The 20,939-nt window shown below is 43.8% G+C and carries 18 protein-coding genes and 2 tRNA genes; 8 read left to right on the forward strand and 12 right to left on the reverse strand.

Translation table 11 applies throughout. The features are described 5' to 3' along the window. Window positions 1-365: 365 nt before the first annotated feature. Together KEJ24_03675 and KEJ24_03680 are read right to left on the reverse strand one after the other, a co-directional pair. Entirely contained in the window at window positions 366-1,826 is a 1,461-nt protein-coding gene (locus KEJ24_03675) for an amino acid permease (protein MBS7646918.1), read from the reverse strand. A gap of 236 nt (window positions 1,827-2,062) precedes the next feature. Continuing rightward, window positions 2,063-2,272 carry a hypothetical protein gene (locus KEJ24_03680; GenBank protein ID MBS7646919.1) on the reverse strand — a complete coding sequence of 70 codons (210 nt, stop codon included), beginning with the start codon at window positions 2,270-2,272 and terminating at the stop codon, window positions 2,063-2,065. Between the two features lie 193 nt (window positions 2,273-2,465). Between KEJ24_03680 and deoC the strand changes: the two genes are divergently transcribed. Continuing rightward, window positions 2,466-3,137: a deoxyribose-phosphate aldolase gene (gene deoC, locus KEJ24_03685; protein ID MBS7646920.1), complete on the forward strand. Its 672-nt coding sequence runs from the start codon at window positions 2,466-2,468 to the stop codon at window positions 3,135-3,137. A gap of 4 nt (window positions 3,138-3,141) precedes the next feature. Here deoC and KEJ24_03690 read toward each other — a convergent pair whose 3' ends face one another. Next, the gene (locus tag KEJ24_03690) at window positions 3,142-5,094 is read right to left on the reverse strand and encodes an arginine--tRNA ligase (GenBank protein ID MBS7646921.1); all 1,953 of its coding nucleotides are present in this window, start codon (window positions 5,092-5,094) and stop codon (window positions 3,142-3,144) included. A gap of 170 nt (window positions 5,095-5,264) precedes the next feature. Here KEJ24_03690 and KEJ24_03695 point away from each other — a divergent pair, with 170 nt between their 5' ends. Then, window positions 5,265-6,119, forward strand: a complete 855-nt coding sequence (locus KEJ24_03695) for a histone deacetylase (GenBank protein ID MBS7646922.1) — start codon at window positions 5,265-5,267, stop codon at window positions 6,117-6,119. Between the two features lie 35 nt (window positions 6,120-6,154). Then, complete coding sequence (locus tag KEJ24_03700; protein ID MBS7646923.1) at window positions 6,155-6,715, forward strand: DUF998 domain-containing protein; 561 nt, start codon at window positions 6,155-6,157, stop codon at window positions 6,713-6,715. An 11-nt stretch (window positions 6,716-6,726) separates the two neighbouring features. Here KEJ24_03700 and KEJ24_03705 read toward each other — a convergent pair whose 3' ends face one another. The 3 genes from KEJ24_03705 to KEJ24_03715 all read right to left on the reverse strand — a co-directional run bounded on the left by KEJ24_03705 (window position 6,727) and on the right by KEJ24_03715 (window position 11,095). Further along, window positions 6,727-8,406: a hypothetical protein gene (locus KEJ24_03705; GenBank protein ID MBS7646924.1), complete on the reverse strand. Its 1,680-nt coding sequence runs from the start codon at window positions 8,404-8,406 to the stop codon at window positions 6,727-6,729. A 119-nt stretch (window positions 8,407-8,525) separates the two neighbouring features. Further along, complete coding sequence (locus tag KEJ24_03710; protein ID MBS7646925.1) at window positions 8,526-9,626, reverse strand: DegT/DnrJ/EryC1/StrS family aminotransferase; 1,101 nt, start codon at window positions 9,624-9,626, stop codon at window positions 8,526-8,528. Between the two features lie 101 nt (window positions 9,627-9,727). After that, on the reverse strand, window positions 9,728-11,095 hold the full coding sequence (locus KEJ24_03715) for a TrpB-like pyridoxal phosphate-dependent enzyme (GenBank protein ID MBS7646926.1): 1,368 nt from the start codon (window positions 11,093-11,095) through the stop codon (window positions 9,728-9,730). Window positions 11,096-11,197: 102 nt separating this feature from the next. Between KEJ24_03715 and KEJ24_03720 the strand changes: the two genes are divergently transcribed. Continuing rightward, entirely contained in the window at window positions 11,198-11,701 is a 504-nt protein-coding gene (locus KEJ24_03720; GenBank protein MBS7646927.1) for an amino acid-binding protein, read from the forward strand. On the opposite strand, the gene KEJ24_03725 is transcribed toward KEJ24_03720, so the two are convergent. Both KEJ24_03725 and KEJ24_03730 read right to left on the reverse strand, forming a co-directional pair. Beyond that, the gene (locus tag KEJ24_03725; GenBank protein MBS7646928.1) at window positions 11,698-12,123 is read right to left on the reverse strand and encodes a hypothetical protein; all 426 of its coding nucleotides are present in this window, start codon (window positions 12,121-12,123) and stop codon (window positions 11,698-11,700) included. The two genes, KEJ24_03720 and KEJ24_03725, sit on opposite strands and share 4 nt — an antisense overlap. Beyond that, a complete protein-coding gene (locus tag KEJ24_03730) occupies window positions 12,069-13,025 on the reverse strand; it encodes a hypothetical protein (protein MBS7646929.1) in 957 nt (318 codons plus the stop codon). The genes KEJ24_03725 and KEJ24_03730 overlap by 55 nt, the downstream gene beginning before the upstream one ends. 595 nt (window positions 13,026-13,620) lie before the next feature. Between KEJ24_03730 and KEJ24_03735 the strand changes: the two genes are divergently transcribed. Then, complete coding sequence (locus KEJ24_03735) at window positions 13,621-14,835, forward strand: acyl-CoA/acyl-ACP dehydrogenase (protein MBS7646930.1); 1,215 nt, start codon at window positions 13,621-13,623, stop codon at window positions 14,833-14,835. A gap of 53 nt (window positions 14,836-14,888) precedes the next feature. Here KEJ24_03735 and KEJ24_03740 read toward each other — a convergent pair. Further along, a tRNA-Arg gene (locus KEJ24_03740) sits at window positions 14,889-14,964 on the reverse strand. A 95-nt stretch (window positions 14,965-15,059) separates the two neighbouring features. Between KEJ24_03740 and KEJ24_03745 the strand changes: the two genes are divergently transcribed. The 3 genes from KEJ24_03745 to KEJ24_03755 all read left to right on the forward strand — a co-directional run bounded on the left by KEJ24_03745 (window position 15,060) and on the right by KEJ24_03755 (window position 17,864). Next, window positions 15,060-15,134 (forward strand) — tRNA-Ile (locus tag KEJ24_03745). Between the two features lie 58 nt (window positions 15,135-15,192). After that, on the forward strand, window positions 15,193-16,500 hold the full coding sequence (locus KEJ24_03750) for a site-specific integrase (GenBank protein MBS7646931.1): 1,308 nt from the start codon (window positions 15,193-15,195) through the stop codon (window positions 16,498-16,500). A 380-nt stretch (window positions 16,501-16,880) separates the two neighbouring features. Next, window positions 16,881-17,864: a DUF128 domain-containing protein gene (locus KEJ24_03755; protein MBS7646932.1), complete on the forward strand. Its 984-nt coding sequence runs from the start codon at window positions 16,881-16,883 to the stop codon at window positions 17,862-17,864. Window positions 17,865-17,900: 36 nt separating this feature from the next. Here KEJ24_03755 and gltA read toward each other — a convergent pair whose 3' ends face one another. From gltA to KEJ24_03770, 3 genes are read right to left on the reverse strand one after another with little or no spacing between them, the layout of a single operon-like run. After that, a complete protein-coding gene (gene gltA / locus KEJ24_03760) occupies window positions 17,901-19,286 on the reverse strand; it encodes an NADPH-dependent glutamate synthase (protein MBS7646933.1) in 1,386 nt (461 codons plus the stop codon). Further along, entirely contained in the window at window positions 19,274-20,113 is an 840-nt protein-coding gene (locus tag KEJ24_03765; GenBank protein ID MBS7646934.1) for a sulfide/dihydroorotate dehydrogenase-like FAD/NAD-binding protein, read from the reverse strand. The genes gltA and KEJ24_03765 overlap by 13 nt, the downstream gene beginning before the upstream one ends. A gap of 2 nt (window positions 20,114-20,115) precedes the next feature. After that, window positions 20,116-20,763, reverse strand: coding sequence for a hypothetical protein (locus KEJ24_03770; protein MBS7646935.1), 648 nt, complete (start codon window positions 20,761-20,763; stop codon window positions 20,116-20,118). Window positions 20,764-20,939: the final 176 nt, after the last annotated feature.

The raw sequence follows: 20,939 nt of genomic DNA on the forward strand, positions 1-20,939 counted from the left end.
CAGTAGTCCACAAACTAGATTAGTTATTCCCATGAAGCTTGTTGCAATGATGGTGAAAGGTTTCAGCTGAGATATGAGGAACATTTGGGTATTTATAAAAAACTGCAAGAGTAGCATAAATGTGGAGAGGCTTGCGCTGGTTATAAGCAAAGCAGCAGTGTATTTGCGCATGCGAGAGCAAACTTCAAATACTTTAAAGCGCTCTTCTCCTGTGGTGTCTGTTATGAGGTTGTCCGAGCTGCTGTAGATTGACGTATGTGACGTCCGTGGGCGGATATAACTTTTTCTACGTTTTCGAGGCATGAAGTTTCGATTTGTAAAGGTAGATGTCCCCTAGTATTAAGTCTTGTGGGCATTTTAATTTCCTATTCTGATGTTGTTATATTAAAAACTCCTGCTAAAATTTGTACAGCACTTACAAAAATCAGTATATAGAAGATTGCTTCTGCTGATACGCTGTTTAGCGTTATTTGGCTTGTTCTTATGAGGTAGGCTGTGAAGGAGGCGAAAACACCTGTGCCAAGGCTCATTCCTCCAAAAGCGATGCGTAGACGGTGATAGCCCACCATTCTAATGTAATAGACAAACAAGGCTATAATGCTGAGTTCTAAACCCAAAATCAAAACTGCTGGTTCAATGAAGGCTACAAGGAAAATTGAGGCAGCTAATCCTGCGATAGGCGTTAAGGGATAAAAAGGTGCTTTAAAAGGTCTTTCCAAGTATGGTTTCTCTTTTCGAAGTTTTATTACTGACAAGTTGACGATCGAAAAACCGACGATAAAACCGAGATTAACTGCGTAAACCACAAAGTTTACGAGTCCGGTGGCCGTAAAAAATAGGGTGAAAACAGCGCTTATTGTTACTGCAATATAGGGTGTGCCGAAGCGCTTATGAATTTTAGAAACTTTTTGTGGGAAATAACCGTCTCTACCCATGGCGTATAGAACCCTCGACTGAGCCATAATAGCTTCATTTGTCGCGGCTAACCCAGCAATTGCCAAGCCAATTGTCACTAAGATGCCTCCAATCGGTCCCATTACTTGTTCCGCGACAAAAGCGATGGGTGAGGGTTGCTTGCTAAGAACTTCGGGGGGAACAACGCTGACGGCAACATACACTATACTCGTATATAGTGCAATCAGCACAATCGACGACAGTATTATTGCCCGTGGAATGTTTTTCTCGGGATTTTTTATTTCAGCTTGAGCTGCAGCAACAGCCTCTGCTCCAAGGTAAAGTTCAAAAAGGTAGGCGATAGCCGCAAAAATTCCTAACCAGTTAGTTGGAGGTGATAAAATGGGTGCTTGTGCCTGTTGTGTATGGGGCCAGCCTCTTAAAATGTAAATGCCCAATATGGCAAGCACTAAAGCGGTTATTAGGGTTTCAACAGTTCCCGTTTCTTTAACCCCTCTTATGTTGATAATTGTGAAAATGATCACTACAAGTGCCGCTGTTAACGGAATATTGATTTTGGGAAAAATATAAGAAATAACATACGCAAAGCCTATGGAAGATAGCGCTGCGTAGAACATGTTACTTACCCATTCAAACCATCCAGTAATAAAACTGATGAAGCCGCCATATGCTGCCTTTGCGAAAGTGTATTCTCCTCCAGCCTTAGGAATAGCTGTTCCTAATTCGCAGTAGCTGAACATTGTTAGCAAACTTATGATGCCGCAAATAAAGACCACCGGAACAATACCGTATCCTGCTAGACCTGCAGCGTGACCTATTATAACGAAATTGCCCGCGCTTAACGTGCCTCCAATCCCTAACATTGTCGCGCGCAGAAGACCCAGCTCCCGTTTTAAATGCAGCTCACCCATCTGCACCGTCTCCTTTATTCATAGAAAAGCAGTAAACCACTTACAACTGAAAAGAAGCCAAACACCATAAAAACCAGCATGTAAAATTCTATATTGTCTCCGGAGAAGCCAAAAATAGATTGAACATTGAAGAAATTATAGAACAGAAGAAACGCAAAAATTAACGATATACCGCCAATAAGAGCTTGCAACAAACCAATTGCTTTTGAAATAGCCCTTATAAATTTCATAGGCATTTATCTCCGCAACAGTATTATCCCAGCTGTGAAATCTAATATTCCAATCAAAAAGAGAGTTAACATCAGCAAGGACATGTGTAGTTCATGTTGAAAGACTGTGGTGTCAATAAGGTTGAATAAAATTAGCAAGGTTACTCCTGTCAAAATTGCCCCAATCATTATGAGAAAACCTCCTATTGCTACGCATATCCTTTCTCGCTTTTTCATACGCCTCGCTAACCAAATTCTATTTTTAGTTAACACAAAAGATAAAAGTTAGCTTACTTTTTTAAACGCGCATAAACCTTATGGAAATTATAGTTGAGGAAATGACAACAGCGACAGGACAAATTACTTTTTAAGCTTTGGAAGAAATCATTAATAGTTGGGTTCGTGATCTTATAATTTTAAGGTGTGCTTGTTGGTTGTTTCGAGAGAGCTATTGGCCAAGCTTATTGATTCCACAATGGTTAAGGCTACAGCCACAAGGAGTGAAGTTGAAAAGCTTTGCCGAGAAGCTGTCCAGTATGGTTTTAGATGCGTCATTGTGAACCCCGTTTATGTGCGTCTTGCAGCGTCTAGATTGAGGGGCACAGATGTCAAGGTTGGCTCCACAGTGGGTTTTCCATTTGGGGTTTCTTTGTCCGACATTAAGGCTTTGGAGGCTGTTAAAGCTGTAGAGGATGGGGCATGTGAGCTTGACATGGTTATGAACCTCAGCGCTTTCAAATCCGGCGACTATGATCTGGTTAAGCGGGACATCGAAGCGGTAGTGGCGGTAAAACGATTATATAGCGACATAATCGTTAAAGTGATAATTGAAACTCCATTACTAACAAATGAAGAGAAGGTTGCCGCATGTAAGATTGTTAAGGAGGTTGGGGCGGACTTCGTTAAAACTTCTACGGGTCTTTTTGGCAAAGGTGTCACGGTGGAGGATGTCAAGCTTATGCGTCAAGTTGTTGGAAAAGATTTTGGAGTTAAAGCTGCCGGCGGTATAAGAACTTATACGGATGCTATAGCCATGATTGAGGCGGGCGCCAACCGCATAGGAACAAGCGCTGCAACAGCGATAATTCAAGGTGCACCATAAAAAGTTACATTCTTTCTGGCGCTGTTATTCCTATAAGGTTTAGGGCGTTTCTTAAAACTATTCGGACAGCATCAACAAGCGCCAGTCTTGCGTCGCTAAGTTCGGGCGGTTCAGCTTTAATAACTGGAAAGCCATTGTAAAACGTGTTGAATTTATCGGCCAGAGCGTTTGCGTATTCAGCTATGAGGTTTGGTTTAAGGGTTTCAGCAGCTTCAACAAAGTTTTCCGGAAATTCTGCAAGAGCGAAAACAAGTTCGTGCTCAAGCCTTTCCTTTAGGAGGCTGTAATCCGGTTTTTCAGGTTTTCTTGCAGCCTTACGCATTATGCTGCATGCTCGTGCATGCGAGTACTGAATGTAAGGTGCACTGTTCTTCTCAAAGTTTAAAACGCGGTCCCAGTTAAATTCGACTGGTTTAGCTGGGTCAACTTCCACAAGCGCGTAACGGACAGCACCTATGCCCACAATTTCAGCAACCCTATGTTTTTCCCCTTCAGAAAGCTGGGGTGAACGCTTTGAGACCTCTTCGTAAGCTCTTCTCGTGGCTTCGTCTAAAACTTCGTCTAAGGTTATGTAGCGTCCTCGACGGCTTGACATTTTGTAGCCTGGCAAAGTTACCAAGTTATATGCGAAGTGGGTCAGGTTTTCGGCGTATTTGCCGTAGCCCAAGGCGTATAATGCTATTTTTAATTGAAGCTGTGCAAGCGATTGCTCCATTCCAATGACGTTTATACATCTTTCAGCTTTCCTAAACTTCCATAAAGTGTAGGCTATGTCTCTGGTAGTATACAACGTTGTGCCATCAGCTCGGACAAGCGTTAAACTTGGCACTTCATAGTCCTTTCTTAAGCCAAGTTTTTCTCGTAGGTTCAAGTCTTCAACAACTTTTCCGGCTTCAAATTCGAGAACACCACCAAGAACGGAAACGTAAGGCGTTTGTTTAAGTTTCTGAAGAGTTTCTGCGACCAGTCCATTCCACACAAGGTCACTTTCCCAGTCCCAAGAATCATAAAACACACCAGCTCGGCTCAATGTTTCCTTGAAACCTTCAAGGCATAGTTGGCTCACTTCACGGATGAGCTTTTTAGCCTTTTCGTCTCCGGCTTCATAGGCTCTGTTTAGCTCGCTTATTCTTTCTTCCGGATCCTGGTCTTCACCTATCTTTTGTAGAAGCTTTTCAAAAAGTTCCGGATGTTTTTGTTTCAGTTCAAATGCTATGGACATCCAATCGTCAAGTTCTCTATTGATTTTTAGGATTTCTTCTTCAGCTGAAACAGTCTTCGCCCTTTCAAGTTCTCGTTTAAGCCTGTTTATTTCGACGAGGCAGCTTGTTATAGTGTAGATTTTTCCTATGAAGTGATCTGACTTTTCCATTGGTTTTGGTCTTTCGAGCTTCTCATATCCATATGCAATTACGGCTGTTTGTCTTCCAACGTCGTCCACGTAATAGTGACGGAACACCGTGTGTCCTCTCGCAGATAAGATGCGTGCAAGGGCGTCACCTAACATGGGGTTTCTAGCTTGTCCAATGTGAATTGGATGAAGCGGATTCACACTCGTATGCTCAACAATAATCCTCAATGGTTTTTCAACTTTAACTAGTCCATAGTCAGCGTCTAATTTTCGGACGGATTCTATTGTCAAGGCTGAAAAACGTTCAAAGTTAACGTAAAAGTTTATGTAACCTCCACCAGCTGCTGTGGCTTCCTTCACAAGCGAGTACTTTGACTTGTCCATAGCTTGGACCAGACGATGCGCCAGAATCAGAGGCTTTTCATCCATGTGTCTTGCAATTTCAAAGCAGATGGATGTGGCAAGTTGCCCAAAATCCCAGATTGGAGGCTTTTCAAAGGTGAACTTTTTTGTAGGCAAGTTTTCTATTTGGAGTTTGCTTATAGCTTCTTCCAGTAAGGCTTCGCATTCTTTTTTCAGTTCAGCCAAAGGGTTTTCTGAGATCATTAAGTTTTCGCCTTCTTATGACCTACAGTTAAGAGAGAATACCTAACGTATAAGCTTATAAAAACAAACTGTTAACATATCTTCCACTTTAGCCACATGGGGACTCGCGCAATAATGTCTTCAAGGTGAGAAAGTGAAGGAGCAAAATAATCTGAAAGGAGTGGCATGATATGAAGCCGAAGATAGTATTTTCTGAAAAATGTTTGGAGTATGGATCGTGGCATATTGAGAGCCCGAGGCGGGTGCAAATAGCCTACGAAATATTAAAGGAAAAAGGCTACGAGTTTGTCGAACCCGAACCAGCAAGCGAAGAAGACTTACTTAAAGTTCATAGTGTAGAATATATTCAACTGCTTAAGCGAGGTAACATTGAAGACCCTGATACTCCAGCCTACGAAAACATTTATGAATACGCGAGGCTCTCTGCGGGAGGAGCCATCCTAGCCGCAAAAATAAACGGTTTCTCCCTGATGAGGCCGCCGGGACACCATGCTGGCAAATTTGGCGCTGCTTTGGGAGCCTACACAAAGGGTTTTTGTTATATAAACAACATCTCCGTAGCCGTTAAACACCTAGGCAAGCCCACACTGATTTTAGACATTGACGGCCATCATGGAAACGGCACACAGGAAATTTTCTTAAGGGACCCGAAAGTTATCTTTATTTCCCTGCATAGGTATCCTCACTATCCGGGAACCGGCGTCAATTCTGAGGATAATTGCCTAAATTTTCCATTGCCGGCGGATTGTGGAGAGACAGTTTACCTAAAAACTCTTGAGGAAGCCATAAAAAGGGTGAATATGCAGAAAATTGAGGTTATTGCTGTTTCAGCTGGATTCGATGCTTACGTTGGAGATTTGGCTTCTTTAGGGTTAACTGAGAAAACTTACAGAAAAATAGGTGAGATGCTGGCTTCTTTCGGTAAGCCAACGTTTTTCGTTTTGGAGGGTGGCTATGTCGGCGAGAACGTTGGAAAGTGTGTGGATGAGCTGCTTAAAGCGTTCAGCCAGCACTCCGGACGTTAAAATTTATCAGCGGGATGGAGCATTTTAGAAAGAATATGAAGCATTTTAATGGTAAAGCGGCTGGAGCCTTAATATTCGTCGGTGCTGTCCAGTTTATTTTAAGCATGTTAATTGCTGAATGCCTTTATCCTAACTATAGCGTTTCAAGCAATTACATAAGCGACTTAGGAAAATTAGACGCTGCATCTGCTCCGGTTTTCAACACGTCGGTTTTCGTGCTTGGGTTTACGGTTGTAATTGGCACTTATTTTCTGAGACGAACTATCCGCGGAAAGGTTTTCCTAGGCTTCCTAGTTTTGTGCGGAATAGGTGCCATGGGTGTTGGAATATTTCCAGAAGACTTTGGCATATTGCACACAATAGTCTCCTTAATTGCATTTCTATTCGGAGCTTTATCCGCCATAGCCTCCCATGGATATCAGAAGCCGCCTTTATCTTATTTCGCTGTAGTTTTGGGCTTAACTTCACTGGCGGCGCTTGTGATGTTCGCCACAAACATTTACCTAGGGTTGGGCAAAGGTGGAATGGAACGCATGATAGCCTATCCGGTGTTGCTTTGGGCTATAGCATTCGGTGGACATTTAATGAAAGAGTAGAGACCGCAGCACTAGCGCTTTTCCCTAGCGTTTTTGTTCATGCGAAACACTAGAACCGTGGATGATACTGTGAGAAGCGCCATTAATAGCAGAGGCACTGTCGGGAATTCTGGAATTATGAAATCCGACAACATAACCGTAACCTGCATATTTCTTGTTACATTTATGGTGGTTGTGTTGCTGTAAGTTTCATATGATACCGTGATATTATGGGAGCCTTGCGGATACTCGCATGTCGCATTGATAATGCTGGAGAGTACTGTCAGCCTTGCCCATCCGGTAGCGTTTGTCTGTTCCCTTGCGGTTTCTGTTCCATCCGAGCATACAACGGTTATATTTGCCCCTGGAACGTTCTGCCCAGTAGAATCAACTACGTGAACGTCAAGATACCAGTTGACAAAAATTAGAGACCGTCCTTGAACGTTTGTTGTTATGACTGTGGAGTTTACTGCACGAAGCACGGAAAAGCTATACATATAAACATTGCTAGCCCTTGAATTCTCCGCATTAACTTCAGAGGAACCGCTGATGTTAACTGACTCAACGTAAGCGTGGTGCGCGCGGATAAAGGAGGAACCCGACGCGGTTAGTAAACTCACGTGTGATGAAGACAAAACAAGTGATGCGTTTTCGCATAGCGATATTTCTGTAAAAGTGGAGTTGGAAACTTTAGCTGAGGAAAGGTCATACAGCAACAAGTAGACTGGGCAGTTAGGGGCTAATTGTGCACCATCTATCTGCGCTATGCTATTTTCGAAAAGCTCTATTCTGAAGGAATGAGTGTTCGTGTTAATAGTGATGCTATCCATTATTAAGCGTGGTTTTCCGCCGAAAGCATCTTTTAGAGTGATGTTAAACTGAAAGGGAGCCGTTTGTGTAAACATCAGATGCGCGTTCTCTATAATCAGCGTGGCGTTTTCTGTCACAACTATGCTTCCATTAATGTTAAACTCTCCAGTGATTATGTAAACGTCGTTATCTGAAAGCACTAAGTCGCCTTGCCAGAAAGGCGCAGCAATCTTAATGTCATGCCAACCCCAGATAACATCGAAAGGATTGGGAGATGAGTTAAGGCCGTTGTCAGCATATGCGACACAGAAACCTACAACATCTCCAATTTTTAGGCTAAAATCGTGAGCATCGTCCATTGAATTCAATGGGTGAACAAACTCAAAATAATTGTAGATGCCATCTCCGGAAGCTGAAGCAGTTCCGTCTTGTGTTCCACCATCCGCACTGTCAGTGGGCCATCCATCACCCGCAACATAAAAAATGTCAAGAGGCAGTCCACTGATACTAGCGCACACAAGTCCATCGTCGCCTTGCTCATGAGGTATACCATCGTGGTCGTTTTCAAAGAAGAAGCCGAAAATGTCGACTGTGCTCTCGTTGGTTCCAAAGTCATCATCGGTTATCTTTGCAGCCAAATACAAGTTTTCATAGTCATTCATAACATAAATTGTACCATTGTATACAAGGCTTGAAGCAGTCAAGCTGAAATTAATTTTTGCCGCTGCACTCCATTCAGCGGCATTTATGACACCGTCTATTGTTGGCTGGTTCCAAGTCCAAGCAGACAACAAAACATCGCTGTGCGCCATCACCAAAGAGGAACGCGTAACCAAACCAATTTGCAGAACAACTGATAATAGAAGAAAAGCCAGAAAAACGGATACTTTTTTCTTTTCCATTCAAACTCCTCTGTAGAGATGATTCTAAACGATACGATGGGAAAGCTACATAAGCATTATGAACAGCAAATGAAAATTCAAAATCAAAAATTCTATAAAGCTTAAGACGGAAAATGCGTTTAGATAAGATTTAGCACATTCTCTGCTATGAAGTCGATTTGCTCGACTTTTACGCCCGGGTGAACTGGAAGCGAAAACACTTGCTCTGATGTTCTTTCTGTTTCGGTAAGCTTCAATCGCCTGAATCTGCGGTACGGGAGCATTAGATGGATTGGCCAAGGATAGTATACCTCGGTGCCAATTCCCTTGCTCTTGAGTTGCTCAACAACCGCGTCTCGCTTCTGTCTGGGGGCTCCTTTAAGTCTGACAGTATAGAGGTACCAGCTGTTTTTGCAGTTGGGTTGCTCCCTCGGCAGTTGCAGTTTTTCCGCTGTACAGAGTTTTGCGGTAAGCCTTTCAGCGTTTTTCATTCGCGCAGCTAGAAACCCCGGTAATTTTTCCAGTTGAACAAGGCCTATGGCTGCTTCGATTTCTGGCATTCTGTAGTTATGGCCTATAAGGTTCGATGTGTATTTTTGCCGTTCTCCGTGGCAGCGTATGAGCCTTAATTTCTCGGCTAAATCGCCGTCATTTGTTGTTATCATACCGCCCTCGCCGGTGGTCATGTTTTTGCTGCCATAAAAACTCCAACAAGTAACATCAGCATAAGCGCCAACTGGCTTGCCATCGTAAACAGCGCCATGGGCCTGAGCTGCATCCTCTATGACTTTTAATCCATACTTGTCCGCTATTTCCCGTATCGGCTTCATATCTGCTGGTGCACCGTACAGGTCTACGGCGACTATGGCCTTCGTCCGTTTTGTTATAGCCTTTTCAACCTCTTCTGGGGAAATAGTGTAAGTTTCAGGGTCTATATCTACAAAGACAGGCCTTGCTCCAGCTAGCACCACTGCCTCCGCTGTTGCCACAAACGTGAAGCTTGGAAGAACCACCTCATTTCCGCGTTTTACACCAGTCGCAACAACGGCCATGTGAAGGGCAGCGGTTCCGCTGTTGACGGCCACGGCATATTTCGATCTCATAAACCTTGCAAATTCCACTTCAAATTTTCTAACCATCGGACCAGTGCCAAGCCCATGGGTGAGTACACCGCTTTTCAAAACTTTGACAACAGCTTCAATTTCTTTTTCCCCTATCTGCGGAGCGTTTATTGGAATCAAAAGCTCCACTCCCAATACTGTGTATTCAAAAATTATTAAAAAACTTGCTGTAAGACAAAAGAACAAAAGGGAAAAGCTACAAATGTTAACGATCTACCGTTTTATTTTTTGGGAGCAATAGTTGGAACTTCTATTTTTTCAGGCTCATAATCTGCAAGTTTGCCTGCAAGGAATTGTTCATAAGCACCGATGTCCAATAGACCGTGGCCGCTGTAGTTCATGGCTATAACCTTCTTTTCGCCTTTTTCTCGGCACCGCAGAGCCTCGTCTATGACGAATTTTAAGCTGTGAGCTGTTTCTGGTGCAATTATTAGGCCCTCTGTTTGGGCTAATATTTGAGCTGCCTTGAACACTTCTGTCTGGTGATATGCAACAGACCGCATATATCCTTTTGTTATCAGATAGGATATTAAGGGCGCCATCCCATGATATCTTAAGCCTCCGGCGTGAATTGGCGGACATGCATACTCATGTCCTAACGTCAACATTTTCAGGAGGGGTGTAAGCTTGGCCGTATCTCCGAAGTCGTAGGTGTAAACGCCCTTTGTCGTATGTGGAACAGCTTTAGACTCGCAGGCAACAAACTCAGTGTCAACTTTGCCCTTAAGCTTGTCCATCATGAAGGGAAAACAGAAACCGCCATAGTTGGAGCCGCCGCCTATGCAGCCACACACAATGTCCGGATATTCACCTATAATCTCAAATTGTTTTTTAGCCTCTAAGCCTATGATGGACTGGTGTAACAATACATGGTTTAACACTGAACCTAAAGAATAGCGCGTATCCTCATGGTTTAGCGTGTCTTCTAAGGCTTCGCTTATGGCAATGCCTAAAGTGCCTGGATGATTGGGGTTTTCCCTCAAAAGTTTTCTTCCAAACTCGGTTTGGTCGCTTGGCGACGGAAACATTTCAGCGCCGTAAAGCTGAGCTATGGTTCTTCTGCCAGGCTTCTGCGTATAGCTAACGCGAACCATGTATATGCGGCATTTTAAACCGAAAATAGTGCATGCAAAAGCCAAAGCGGTGCCCCATTGTCCAGCGCCAGTTTCGGTTACAAGCCGTTTTATGCCCTGTTCCTTGTTGTAGTAAGCTTGAGCTATAGCCGTGTTAGTCTTATGGCTTCCGGTGGGGCTGAAATTCTCGAACTTAAAGTATATTTTCGCTGGCGTTTTCAAGAACTTCTCAAGTCGCCTCGCTCTATACAATGGTGTAGGACGAGGTAACCGTAAATAGGCATCTAAAACTGCATCTGGAATTTTTATGAAGCGTTCTGTCGAAATTTCCTGCCTTATAAGCTCTTTTGCAAATATTCTCTCTAACAATTTTGGATCTATGGGCTCCAATGTCGTTGGATCCAAAGGTGGTGGAAGTGGTTCTGGAAGGTCTGCCTGAATATTGTACCACGCCGTGGGAATATCATCTTGACTCAACAGAATGAAGTATTCGTTTTTCTGAAGTTTAACGCCCATTTATCTTCACCTATGCACATTTTTGTACATGGAATTCATAATGACGGAATGAACATATTTATGCTTTATTGCACAAAAAAGTACATTCAAGGGTGAACAAAAATGTGGAATACTATAAAACAACATTTAGAAAACTACCCGGAGAGGCTAAAGGTGGCTCGAATCCTTGTGGAAAACGGCTTAACCGTCAAAAACGGAAAAATCTATCTAAACGAGATTGAAATTCCACGAGCGCGAATAGCTAAAGCCGCCGGCGTGGATAGGAGAACCGTAAACGAAACATTAAAAGCTATAAGGGCTAATAGGGAACTTCGTCAAATCTTTGAAGGGTTAAGATCAGCTGGGCATTCCTTAAAGGAAATTGCGCGCCATCTTGGATTTGGAGTGGTTGAGATAACCCCTGCAGACGCGAGAACACCGGGTATATTGGCTAATTCAGCTATGATACTGGCAAAAAACGGTTTAAGTATAAGACAGGCAATTGTGGATGATCCGGAGCTTTCCCCAGAGCCAAAGCTGACGCTTATTGTTGAGAAGAAGATTCCTGGAGAACTTATCCCTGAGTTCTTAAAGGTTAAGGGTGTCGCCAAAGTTTCCGTCTATTAGATGCCCATGTTCTCGAAGGCTATTATTATCCATTTTTCTCCTCGCTTTTCGAGACGCATAGTTACAGTATCACCATTTTTTGTTACCATAAGCTTGTTCCATTGAAGCGCCGGGAGATCTTTTGGTGTAGCTTCCACCCACTGGTATGTGGTATTGTCCAAACGGAGAACTATGTGAGTTGTGCCATCCTCCACGTACTCATATTTTCCTAAAACTTTAGCTGTGATTTCTATTTCTGTTATTGTGCCGAAAAGTTTCAGAAAATTAAGCCTCGTAGCGCGCACGAGTTGCTCGCTGGTCATGCCCTCTTCATGCATTTTTATAGCTATTTTGTTCGTTTCCTCTGCGTCAATAATAGCAAACCCAGCTAGATAGATGGTTTCATCTTTTCCACCAGTGCCTTCTCGCCAGTAGATAGGCACATACCACGCGAGGCGATAGTTGCCTTGTGAAACTTGTACCGGATAGAGTAGTGGCATTTCAGCATCGTATAAGCCTGTTGCTGGTTTTGGAAGTCTCCCTTCACAAGATCTTCAGCCGTCATGCCGGAAATGTAGTTGGCTTGTCTGTAATCGTAGAAGTGTATGCTGCCCCTAGTGGATTTAAAAACGCCGGATAAAGTGCGCCTGTTGCCAACAGGATTCACGCAGACAAGAGCTACAACGTCACCTGTTTCTGGATCCACAATGTAGCGGGTGCCCTCTGTCATTTCGAAGCGTTCACGGCTTGGCGGTATAAACCACAAGAGGCCTCCGGCCCAATAATCAAAGCCTCCGCCTCTTCCGAAGTTTCCCATCTCGTTTATCATTTCTTCAAGCCAGTCCTCGTCATAAACCTGCGTAATCCACAATGGGATGTGCTGAAGGTCTTCTGCTTTAGGATGTAAGCCATAATCTTCGTTGTAAACTATGGGAGTTTCATAACGTCTAATCAAGTCGAAGCCAATATTGCAGCGTGTTACAACGTAAACCGGCTCATTTGTTTCAAAATCCCATGTTACATAGGCTGTGCCATAGCATTTAGAAATGTCATTCATATAAGAACCATAGTGAATGTTGCGATCAAACCATAAACTTTCACCGACTTTAAACTCCTTTCTCAAAACCTTGGGAGGGGCAAGCGGTTCTGTGGCATTTATTATCACAAAGCTTTTCACATAGTTTTCGGCTATAACGCTTGTCGAGCCTATGATGGCAACCCAAACCAGCTTGCCATCCGGAGTTTTCGTTATGTGGCAGCCTAGAACTTGAGTGTTGCTTCCAAACTCTGACATGTGGCGTCTGACAATGGAAACTGCAAGTTCCCCTGTGACAAGCCACACCATGCTGTCTGGAATTTCCCTGTTGAAAGGTAGCCCTGAGCTTATTTGGATGAAATTGTTGAAGTACGCGGCGTTGGCAACTCTTTGAACCTACCAGAATACATAAAGCCGGAAACAGCCAACAAATAAGCCAAAAATAGAACTGCAGCCAGCTTCGCCCTTATTTTCGCAGAAATTTTCCATGGTAGACGGCTATGGCGGTGGTAGTAATAGTAGTGGTGTCTTTCCGACACTTCTTCCGTACTAATTCGCCTTATTGTTATGGTAAATTCCACAAAGGCGACAAAAACTCTGAGAAAAACAAGCGTGTATGTGAAGACGCTTAAGGGCAGCTGTAGAAACTGAATTAGAAAAGAAGAGGAACAAACCTAAAAGGAGCGAAATTACACGGGCAAATTTTTTCCAACCAGTTTTTCGCAGTGGGATGGGCATGTACCAAATAGAAGCCCATAGAAGAAGGAATATGAATAGGTTCAAAGCCTTCACCAGTCATGCAAAAATATGAATTTCTTGTTTAGAAAGCTTTTGCTTAGAATCTGGCAATTTTTATATGCTGTGAAAAATGAATAAAAGGATATTGGGAAGGTGAACTTTTATGGTGGATTTTGCTTTCACTGAAGAGCAAATACTTTTCCGTAAGTCTGTCCGCGAATGGTGCAGCAAAGAGCTTACACTAGAAAAAGTTAGGGAAACGGACACAAAAGGCGAAATTCCAAGAGAGATCATTAAGGGCTTAGCTGATTTAGGGCTGTTGCTTATGACGGTGCCTGAAGAACATGGTGGTGCAGGCGTAGATTGGACAACCGCATGTATCGCAGCTGAGGAGTTAGGCTACGCTGACATAAGCATAGCTGTACCCGTGTTTTTCTTGGTGGAAACTGCATGGGGTTTTGTAACAGACAAGCACTGCACTGAGCAGGTCAGAGAGGAGGTTATACGGAAAGCCGCTAAGGGAGAAGCGTTCATAGGCATAGCATCAACCGAAGCTGGCGGCGGCTCAGACGTTGCCGCAATAAAGTCTACGGGAACAAGGAATGGGGACCATTGGATTTTGAACGGCGAGAAAACCTATATAAGTGGAACCGAGGAAGCCAAAAGGCTTGGCGGAGGACACTTCACACTTGTTAGAACTTCGCCCCCACCGCCTGAGGCAAGCCATCGAGGTATGACAGCCTTTTACTTGCCTATAAACGCGCCAGGTGTGGAGACAGGCAAACGTTTCGAAGAGATGGGGCGAATGGCGATTTCCACAGGCAGTATAGCCATGGATAATGTTAGGCTGCCTGACGCTTACCGCATAGGCGAGGAAGGCAAAGGCTTCTATTTAGCCATGGAAGGATTCGACAATGCTAGACTGCTTATAGGCGCAACATGCCTTGGTGCAGCTCAAAGAGCCCTAGAGCTTGGTATGCAATATATCAAGGAGCGTAAAGCCTTCAGAAATCCTATTGGCAAGTATGAGGGCATTCAATTCGATTTAGCAGACTTGTGGGCTGAACTTGAAGCTTTAAGGTCGCTTGTTTATCGTACAGCATGGATGAATGACGAAAAATACAAACGAGGACGATTCACAACACTGGAAGTTACAAAGTACATCTCAGCCGTCAAATTGAAAGTGCCGCCCTTCACCTTCAAAGTTTTCGAACATGTTATGCTCTGGATGGGAGCATGGGGCTACACAAAAGACTGCCCACTGGAAATGGGGTTGCGAGGCATAATGTCCTATTACATAGGAGCTGAAGGCACCATGAATATCCAGAGAATAATTATAGCAAGAGAACTCCTAGGCAGAGAGTACATACCCTACAAATAAGCCAAATACTAATTATGTAAAACTAATCTTGCCAAAGAAAGGAACACAGCAAGCGGGCCCGCGGGGATTTGAACCCCGGTTCTCCGGCTCCGAAGGCCGGCGCCTTAATCCATACTTGGCCACGGGCCCGTATTTATTGGAAAAATTGTTGCTATACGATTAAAAGTATTCTGAAAACCTTAAAAGGAAATGATATGCCTTTCTATTATAATTGGTGCTAGTGTGGGCCGGTAGCTCAGCTTGGCTGGAGCGTTCGGCTGATAACCGAAAGGTCGCCGGTTCAAATCCGGCCCGGCCCACTTAGATTTTTAAGTGAATCCTTAAATATGGAACATTCTTCTCTCTAATTGATGGAGTATGGGGTCTAAGTACGCGCATCTGCTTAATGATGCGGATGTCAAGCGTTGGTTTGAAAATTTGGCCGCTAAGTCCATTGTCACCGCTACTGTCTATCTTAGGACTCTGGGTTTCTACTGCGAGCTTAACAAGACTGATCCAAAGGCAATTCTTAAAGCCGCCAAAACCAAGGCTTTCAGGGATGACTTCACAGACTTTATTAGGCGTATGGAGCGTGAGGGCAAGGCTGGCTCCTACCTGTCCAGGTTCAAGAAAGTGCTTAACTCTTGGCTTTCCTATAATGGCGTTAACGTAAAGCTTAAAGTTAACATCAGAGGCGAGTCTGATACGCCACGAATAGCCGATGAGCGCGTGCCAAACAAAGAAGAGCTGGACAGAATCCTCAGAATGGCCACGCCCAGAGGAAGAGTTTCAATAGCCCTAATGGCTTTCAGCGGTTTAAGGCCTGAGAGCATAGGCAATTATGATGGAAGCGACGGCTTGAAACTTGGAGACTTTGTTGAGGCTGAAATCCGCCCAGACGGTATAGAATTCGCAAAAATTCCATCAATGCTCGTGGTAAGGAAAAGCCTCAGCAAAGCTAGGCACCAATACTTCACATTCGTTCCGCAGCAAACAATAACCTACATTGAGGAGTATTTGGAGGAGCGAGTTAAACAAGGCGAAGAATTGAGTAAAGATTCCCCATTACTGGGCTTTGACCCTAGAGGGGTTAAAAAGAACAGGTTTTTGAGGACAACCTTAGTGACGAGGGATATTCGCGAAGCCATTTTGAGGGCCGGCTTCAAGTGGAGGCCTTATGTCTTGAGGGCTTACTGCGACACAAACATGATCATAGCCGAGTCTAAAGGTAAAATCAGCCACCCATATCTGCAGTTTATTATGGGGCATAAGGGCGACATAGAAGCCAGATACAGCACAAACAAGGGCGTACTGCCGCCAAACATGATCGAGGACATGCGCAAAGCCTACAAAGAATGCGAGCCCTTCCTAAGCACGGCAACCCAACCCCTAGAACAATCAAGCATAATTAAGGAAGCCAAAATTGAAGCTTTGAAAAGTATGGCCAAAAGCCTCCTTGGAATAGACCTGCTTGACGTTAAGGTTGCAAAAGAAAGGCAGATTGGAAGAGAACTAAACAAGGACGAAGAACTCGAGCTTTACGAGAAAGAGCTGAAAAAACTAAGAGAGGGAAAACACAACCCACAAAGAATAATACATGAAAGAGAGCTTGGAAAATATTTGGCAAAAGGGTGGCAATTCGTAAGCGTACTACCATCACAAAAAATCCTAATCAAAAAATACTAACAAGTTTTTACTCTTTTCTTCACAAAAGCATCACATGATTTACAAAGATAATAATCCAAAACACGCTTCAACTCGCCACTCTCACGATCCAAAACACTCTTATAAACAGGGACAGCCTCACCCTCAGAAAGCTCCCCACCACACATACGACAAACCAATTTCCTGCCAGACACACAACCACAACTCCAAACGCATTTTATAAATCAACATCTATAAAATTCTTCTATTTACTACAACTAACAGAAGAATTAGGTTTGTACACAGTATTCATTACGGGGCTAAATTTTGATTTGTTTTCGCCTTTTGTGTTTAGATAAGTATTGGGGGTTGAGTATTGAAAGTTTTATAAGTTATTTAGGAGCATTCTCTTGTGATGGCGTATGGTTAAGTCTGCTGAGGAGATTTCTAGGTTGGAAACTGAGATATTGAGGGTTTTGAGTGAGTCGGCCGAGCATGTCGGGTCGAGGTTGCTTCAGCGGGAATTGGAGAAGAGGGGTTTCTTTCTGAGTGAGAGGACTGTGAGGTATCATCTTCAATTGCTGGAGCTAAAAGGTTTAGTTGCTGGGCATGAGCGAAGTGGAAGGACTATAACCAGTCAAGGGTTGGAGGAGCTTAGCAGGGCTTTGGTTTCTCAGAGGGTTGGTTTTGTTATAACCCGTTTCTTATCGATGGCTTGTTCGGTTACATATGACTATATTGCAGATTCCGGGATGGTGGTTGCGAATGTTTCTCTTGTGGATAAGTCTTTTCATGATAGAATGTTGGAGATAGTAAGGGATTTACACCTTGCGAATTTGCTTTTGGCTCCCTACATTAAGGTTTTAGATGAGAATGAAGAGTATCAAAATATTGTTGTTCCTGAGGGAAAGATTTGTCTTCTCACAATTTGCGATCTGACTGTGGACGGAGTGCTTATCCGTTCCGGGATTCCATTATTTTTTAGGTATGGCGGTTTGGTTCAAGTGGTGAATGGTAAACCTTTACGTTTTGTTGATATGATATCCTATGAGGGGACGACGATTTCTCCGCTTGAGCTTTTCATTAGAAGCAACCAGACTTCGGTTTTGAAAGTTGTTAAAACTGGATCTGGTGTTTTGCCTGTGGGCATGAGGGAGATCGTGGCTGAAGCTAGGGAAAGAACACATAAAATTGTTACGACGTTGAAGGAAAGGGGGTGGGGAGGCGTTTTAGCTTTTGGCGTTCCTAATGAACCTGTGCTCGGTGTGCCAGTGTCCATGGATAGGTTTGGGTTATGTATGGTTGGTGGACTTGCCCTAGCAGCAGCCCTCTTGGAGGGAGGAGCAAAAATTGAAACTTTTGCTTCTCATTGTTTGGTTCCCATTGAGGAAATGAAAAGAATATGATTAATCACCAAAATAAAGATGAAACTACACTCGTTTTTAATGTTTTGAAATGTATGTGTTTATTGATTGGGCTGCCCTTTTACCTGCTTCTATGGCTTTTATGACTGACGCGGCGCCGCTTACCACGTCGCCTCCTGCGAAAATTCCGTTTGCTGCCTCTAGGGTCTCTTGGTTGACTATTATTGTTTTGTTCTTTTCTGCAATTTTAATGCTTCGTGTGGTGTTTGCCGCTGCTATTGTGTTGGGTATGTGCTCCGTTGCAACAATGACTGTTTCTGCGCTGTATAGGAATTCTGAGCCTGATTCTGGAATTAGCTTTGGTTTACCTGTCCTGTCTGGTTGTCCCGGCTTTAATTTTATGAGTTCGACGAGTTTTACCCATCGTTTCTCGTCGCCTATAAGCCTAATAGGCTTTGTTGATGGTTGCATTTTTACGCCTTCTTCTAACCCTCGCCTTACGTCGTCGGCTCTTCCCACAACTTTTCTTTGGTAGAATATGCAGGCTTCTTCAGCTCCAAGCCTGAGGGCGGACCTTGCAGCATCCATCCCTCTTGCACCCAGTATTGCAACTCTGCCTCGAACTTTTATTGGAGTTTTACTTTTGTGAGGGAATAGGCCTGCCTTCATGAGGTTTATTCTGAGAAGGAACTCGTTTAGGGAGTAGACACCGCATAGGTTCTCTCCCGGAATGCCTAAAAGCTTAGGTAAGCCTGCTCCAGTGCCTAGGAAAACAGCATTGAAGCCTTCGTCGAAGAGGTCGTCTATTGTCAGCGTTTTGCCCACAATAACGTTTGTTTTTATTTCAACCCCAAGCTTTTTAACATAATCAATTTCTTTTTTAACAACTTTCTTTGGAAGGCGAAACTCTGGTATGCCGTAGATTAAAACGCCGCCTGGTTCATGTAGTGCCTCAAAAACGACTACATGGTGTCCCCTTCTCGCCAATTCTGTCGCCACGCTTAAACCTGCCGGACCGCTTCCAACAACAGCCACGCTTTTCCCAGTTGACGGCGCTATTTCAGGAACAGTTGCTCCAGTTTCTAATTCCCAATCGGCAACAAACCTTTCAAGGGCTCCTATATTTATTGGATCGCCTATGGTATTTTTGCATCCCATGACACATAAGGCTTCTTGTGGGCATACCCTTCCGCATACTGACGGCATACAGTTTTTCTGACGGATTTTTTCGGCGGCTTCCTCATAATCGCCTAACCTGACAAGTTTTATAAATTCAGGTATGTCAACGTGTAATGGACACATTTCCACACATAGAGGGCGTGTGCATTGGAGGCATCTTGCCGCTTCGGCCAAGGCTTGCTCTTCAGAGTATCCCAAAGCTACCTCGTCAAAAGTTTTCAAACGTTCATCAATTGGAAGTTCTGGCATCCTAACTTGTTTTAGTCTAAATTCTAGCTTTTGCATCCACATTCACCAGCGATTTTTAGGGCGACTCTTTCTTCCTCATCGTACATGTGGATTCTGGCTCTGAACTCCTCAAAGTCCACTAGATGAGCGTCAAAGTCCGGACCGTCGACACATGCAAACATAGGTTTACCGCCAACTGTTACACGGCAGCAACCACACATGCCTGTCCCATCCACCATTAAGGAGTTGAGGCTGACAATTGTTTTAATTTTGTAGGGTTTGGTTGTTTCTGAAATTGACCTCATTAAAGTTGCCGCCCCAACAGCGTAAACTAAATCAAACCTCTCCCCAGACTCTAGAAGGGTTCTGAGAAAATCGTTGGCATACCCCTTCGCTCCTTCTGAGCCGTCGTCGGTAACTATGTAGAGTTTGTCGCATACCCCCCTAAGCTGATCCTTGAAGATTAACTGTTTAGCTGTTCTGGCACTGATTATGGCTGTCACGTTATTGCCTGCCTCCTTCATTTTCTTAGCCCTCTCGTAAGCTGCTGCAATGGCAACTCCCCTACCGATTACACACACTTTGCTATGGAGGGCAATTTCGCTTGGTTTTCCAAGCGGTCCCACCAGATCGTGGATAGCGTCCCCAACTTCCAGTTTTCCAAGCTCCTTTGTGGACGCCCCAACCTCCTTAAACACCAGGGTTATTGTGCCTTCTTTAGGATCCCAGTCTATTAGGGTTAAGGGGATTCTTTCGCCATCCTCATCCACCCTTAAAATTATGAACTGTCCTGATTTTGCCTTTTTCGCGATCGATGGCGCCCTTACTTTTATTAGCTTAACCTCTGGAGCCAACTCTTCCTTAAAGATTATTTCATTTGCCATGATTAATCACTCCACCCTTTATAAAAGCCCCTAGAAATCCCAACGACAACATCCCCTGGGGATTTTCCTGCATAGAGCATGTCTGAGAAAACCCTTTTCAAATCTGTTCTTTCACCAAACAATTTGTACCTTTCCAAGGCTGCGTCCAGAATTTTCTGGATCTCCGGCATTTTCTGTCCATAAACTTTTCTTGCAACGTTCCAACATCTAATAAAGTCGGAGTGGTCTAAGCCTAGGCTGAAATATTCCATTAGGACGGCGTATGCAAGTTCTTGGGGTGAAAGCTTTCTTGAAAGCTTTGCCTCCCAGTAAGCCTTACCCTCATCAACCTTGCCTGTGCTGTAAAGGTAGCTCCAGTAGATATATGAGTAGAAGATATCCACGGTTCTGTCTTGAAAATCTGGACAACTGACTCCAGGGTAATGTCCCCTTGCACATACAACAACACCATCTATGTCTGTTCTATCCTCGAAATTTTTACATTCTATGCAAAACCTTGTCTTAGATGCTATAGCTTTAGCGCCTTCAAACAGGTCTTGAAATTCTTGGCAGGCAACACCGGGACGATGCCCTCTAGCGCATAAGACCACGCCGTCTATCTCCATTCGATCCTCGAAATTTTTACATTCAACACAGAATCTAGAAACCATATTTCACCACTTCCGACGGCATGGTATGGATGGGCTTTGTTGTATACACTGAATTCAAACTCGAAAAGTTTCTATTAATTTGGGGTGACACATTAAACCCTCAAGCCCGATTTTAGGACATAGGTAACCTATTGCCAACATGAATTTAAGCATTTCGAGAATATGGAACCCAAACA

It is taken from the genome of Candidatus Bathyarchaeota archaeon, from assembly GCA_018396705.1.
Taxonomy (GTDB): Archaea; Thermoproteota; Bathyarchaeia; order Bathyarchaeales; family Bathycorpusculaceae; genus DRVP01.

What these genes read in the sequence shown, in the direction of transcription:
- KEJ24_03690 (MBS7646921.1), bottom strand. Translation starts at nt 5,094, where the DNA reads ATGATCTCAGAAAACCCTTTGGCTGAACTGAAAAAAGAATGCGAAGCC.
- KEJ24_03705 (MBS7646924.1), bottom strand. Translation starts at nt 8,406, where the DNA reads ATGGAAAAGAAAAAAGTATCCGTTTTTCTGGCTTTTCTTCTATTATCA.
- KEJ24_03750 (MBS7646931.1), top strand. Translation starts at nt 15,193, where the DNA reads ATGGGGTCTAAGTACGCGCATCTGCTTAATGATGCGGATGTCAAGCGT.
- KEJ24_03680 (MBS7646919.1), bottom strand. Translation starts at nt 2,272, where the DNA reads ATGAAAAAGCGAGAAAGGATATGCGTAGCAATAGGAGGTTTTCTCATA.
- KEJ24_03720 (MBS7646927.1), top strand. Translation starts at nt 11,198, where the DNA reads ATGTGGAATACTATAAAACAACATTTAGAAAACTACCCGGAGAGGCTA.
- KEJ24_03715 (MBS7646926.1), bottom strand. Translation starts at nt 11,095, where the DNA reads ATGGGCGTTAAACTTCAGAAAAACGAATACTTCATTCTGTTGAGTCAA.
- KEJ24_03755 (MBS7646932.1), top strand. Translation starts at nt 16,881, where the DNA reads ATGGTTAAGTCTGCTGAGGAGATTTCTAGGTTGGAAACTGAGATATTG.
- KEJ24_03730 (MBS7646929.1), bottom strand. Translation starts at nt 13,025, where the DNA reads ATGGTGTGGCTTGTCACAGGGGAACTTGCAGTTTCCATTGTCAGACGC.
- KEJ24_03675 (MBS7646918.1), bottom strand. Translation starts at nt 1,826, where the DNA reads ATGGGTGAGCTGCATTTAAAACGGGAGCTGGGTCTTCTGCGCGCGACA.
- KEJ24_03765 (MBS7646934.1), bottom strand. Translation starts at nt 20,113, where the DNA reads ATGGCAAATGAAATAATCTTTAAGGAAGAGTTGGCTCCAGAGGTTAAG.
- KEJ24_03770 (MBS7646935.1), bottom strand. Translation starts at nt 20,763, where the DNA reads ATGGTTTCTAGATTCTGTGTTGAATGTAAAAATTTCGAGGATCGAATG.
- KEJ24_03695 (MBS7646922.1), top strand. Translation starts at nt 5,265, where the DNA reads ATGAAGCCGAAGATAGTATTTTCTGAAAAATGTTTGGAGTATGGATCG.
- gltA (MBS7646933.1), bottom strand. Translation starts at nt 19,286, where the DNA reads ATGCAAAAGCTAGAATTTAGACTAAAACAAGTTAGGATGCCAGAACTT.
- KEJ24_03700 (MBS7646923.1), top strand. Translation starts at nt 6,155, where the DNA reads ATGAAGCATTTTAATGGTAAAGCGGCTGGAGCCTTAATATTCGTCGGT.